General features: G+C 55.7%; 2 protein-coding genes. Both read left to right on the top strand.

Translation table 11 applies throughout. The annotated features are described in order from the left end of the window. Positions 1 to 266: 266 nt before the first annotated feature. Positions 267 to 1,742 (top strand): IS21 family transposase, encoded by a 1,476-nt coding sequence (gene istA, locus HMPREF2690_RS00860; protein WP_070570999.1) that lies wholly within the window; start codon positions 267 to 269, stop codon positions 1,740 to 1,742. A gap of 1 nt (position 1,743) precedes the next feature. Then, positions 1,744 to 2,478: an IS21-like element helper ATPase IstB gene (istB, locus tag HMPREF2690_RS00855; protein WP_101733627.1), complete on the top strand. Its 735-nt coding sequence runs from the start codon at positions 1,744 to 1,746 to the stop codon at positions 2,476 to 2,478. The last annotated feature ends 97 nt before the right edge of the window (positions 2,479 to 2,575 follow it).

The following is a 2,575-nucleotide window of genomic DNA, read 5'->3' as shown; positions in this document are numbered from 1 at the left end:
TGTGTCTGATCTGATGTAGGTGGTCCAGTTCGGCTTGGGAAGTAGTCCGTTTCGGCGGCCTGTTTTAGTCCGTTTCAGCGTGAAAAAGTAGGCCACTTTCCTGGTGCGTTGCTGTGACTGGTGTGGCTCTTTTGGAATGAAAAAGGGCCATGCCGAGTAACCATCCCAGTAGGTTTCTGTTCCTGAGAAATGTCCCATCTTCGTTTGGCTGCGAGGTCCGGGACTTGGTTTTTCAGGAAGGGACCAGAAAGTAGATGACAATCAGCATGACCACGATCGAAACTATCAGACAGCTCGATGACGAGGGAATGTCCCGACGAGCGATCGCGAAGGCGGTATCGGTATCTCGCGCTACGGTCGATAAGTACGTCAACCAGGACGATTTCAGCCCTATCCCGCCAGTTAAGTTACATAAGCCAGGATCACTAGCGCTCGGTGAGACGTTGTGTGCCGTGATTGATCGGTGGCTTGAGCAAGATCAGCGCATGCCGCGCAAGCAACGCCACACTGCGCAGCGCATCTGTGACCGGCTTGCCGCCGAACATGGATATACCGGCTCGTATTCGCCGGTACAGCGCTACGTCAAGCAGTGGAGGCAGGACCATAAAGCCCCAGGAGATGGGTTCATGGAGTTGGAATGGTCTCCCGGGGTCATCCAGGTTGATTTCGGCCAGGCAGAAATCAACCTGGCGTCAGATGTGAAGGTTGTACACCTTTTGGTGGTGACGTTTCCGTACTCGAATATGAGGTTTTGCAGGGCCTTCGCCGGTGAAACCGCCGAGTGTGTCATTACCGGATTGCTGGATGTCATCGATGCTGCCGGCGGAGTGCCGACTGAGATGGTCTTCGATAACGCTACTGCTATTGGACGCCGTGTCGGCCCGAAGGTTGTCGAATCAGAGCTCTTCGCCGCGTTTAAAGCGCACTATCGGACTCGGTCGCGTTACTGCAACCCGTATTCAGGCCATGAGAAAGGCAATGTGGAAAACGCTGTCGGGTTCATCCGCCGAAACCTGCTCGTTCCCGTGCCAGAAGTTGCTTCACTGGCAGAACTAAACGCTCTTCTGGACTCTGGGTGTGCCGCGTTTGCCAAGCAGACCCATTATAAGAAGGCAGCGGTAATCGCTGATCTGTTTCAACACGATCAACAAGCGCTCAAAGCATGTCCGTCGGTGCGGTTTAATCCGGTGCGTTTCGAAGTGCGTCGCACCGATAAAACCGGGATTGTCACCGTAGCAGGCAACCGCTACCTAGTCGGGCCTGCCTGGGCAAACAGGCAAGTCACACTGGAATTGTCCCACGACACCATCACCGTCTTAGACGAGGAGTCTCGACGCATCATCGCGCTGCCGAGAGTCTTCGGCACTGCAGACGCTACAGTGATCAACCCCATAAGTCTGCTGCCAGGGTTAGCCAAAAAGCCGGGAGCGTGGAAGAACTCACCACTTCGCCACCATATGCCGGATAACGTCGTCGGCTACCTCGACGAAGCAGATACCGTCACACGTCGTGAGTTTTTCACCCATGCACAAACCACCGCCGCAGAATGCGGTTTCGACGCCACCGTCACCGCCGCTGCAGCACTTTTAGAAGCCAACGCTCAACCAACCGGACCGCATCTTGGCATCGCTGCACGATACAGCACCCCACCACCAACACAGCACACCAGAGCAAACCTGGCTACCTACGACCAACTCCTTGCCACCACAATCAACACCCCACAGCATGCGGAGGCGACCTAAAATGAGCGCTACAACCACCAAAAACCAAGTTGTCACACTCGGCCGCCAGCTCTATTTGACCACCGCTGTGTTACGCCAATGCGTTGAACACGCCACCCCACGCCAGTGCGACATCCTCATCGAATTGTTCGAAGCTGAACTTTCTTCCAGAGCAGCATCCAGAGCCCGCCGCCTCATGCACCGTGCGCGTGTGCCAGTACGCAAAACCCTCGACGGCTACGACTGGTCACCAGTGACCCTGCCCACGGACATCACCCGCGAACACCTCACCACGCTTGAGTTTCTCAACGGATGTGAAGACCTCGTCTTCTACGGGGACGTCGGCACCGGGAAAACACATCTCGCCATCGCGCTAGCCACCCAAACATGCCTTGCAGGCATCCCAGCAAGGTTTTTCACCGCCGCCGGCCTAGTCGACCACTTACGCAACGCTAAACAGGCAGGAAGACTCGACAAAGAACTCGCAGCACTCGGCAAAAACAAGCTCCTCGTCATCGACGAACTCGGCTACATCCCCATCGACACTGACGGTGCACGGTTACTTTTCCAAGCCATCGCCGACGCCTACGAACAACGCAGCCTGATCATCACCACCAACCTCGCGTTTTCCCAATGGGGCCAAGTCTTCGGCAACGATGACATGGCAGCGGCAGCCATCGACCGCATCGTCCACCACGGACGCATGATTACCTTCACCGGCCAGTCCTACCGCATGGCAAACGCCCTCATGAAATAACCCTCAAAACCCCAGCAACGCTCAAACGGCCCAAAACCGTGCCGAACTGGCCTAAAAATTCGAGCCGAAACGGCCTAAAACAACTTGACAAAACACA

Origin of the sequence: Corynebacterium sp. HMSC034E11 (genome assembly GCF_001835905.1) — a bacterium.
Classification (GTDB): domain Bacteria; phylum Actinomycetota; class Actinomycetes; order Mycobacteriales; family Mycobacteriaceae; genus Corynebacterium; species Corynebacterium coyleae.
This window is presented reverse-complemented; position numbering and strand designations above follow the sequence as displayed.

What these genes read in the sequence shown, in the direction of transcription:
- istA (WP_070570999.1), top strand. Translation starts at nt 267, where the DNA reads ATGACCACGATCGAAACTATCAGACAGCTCGATGACGAGGGAATGTCC.
- istB (WP_101733627.1), top strand. Translation starts at nt 1,744, where the DNA reads ATGAGCGCTACAACCACCAAAAACCAAGTTGTCACACTCGGCCGCCAG.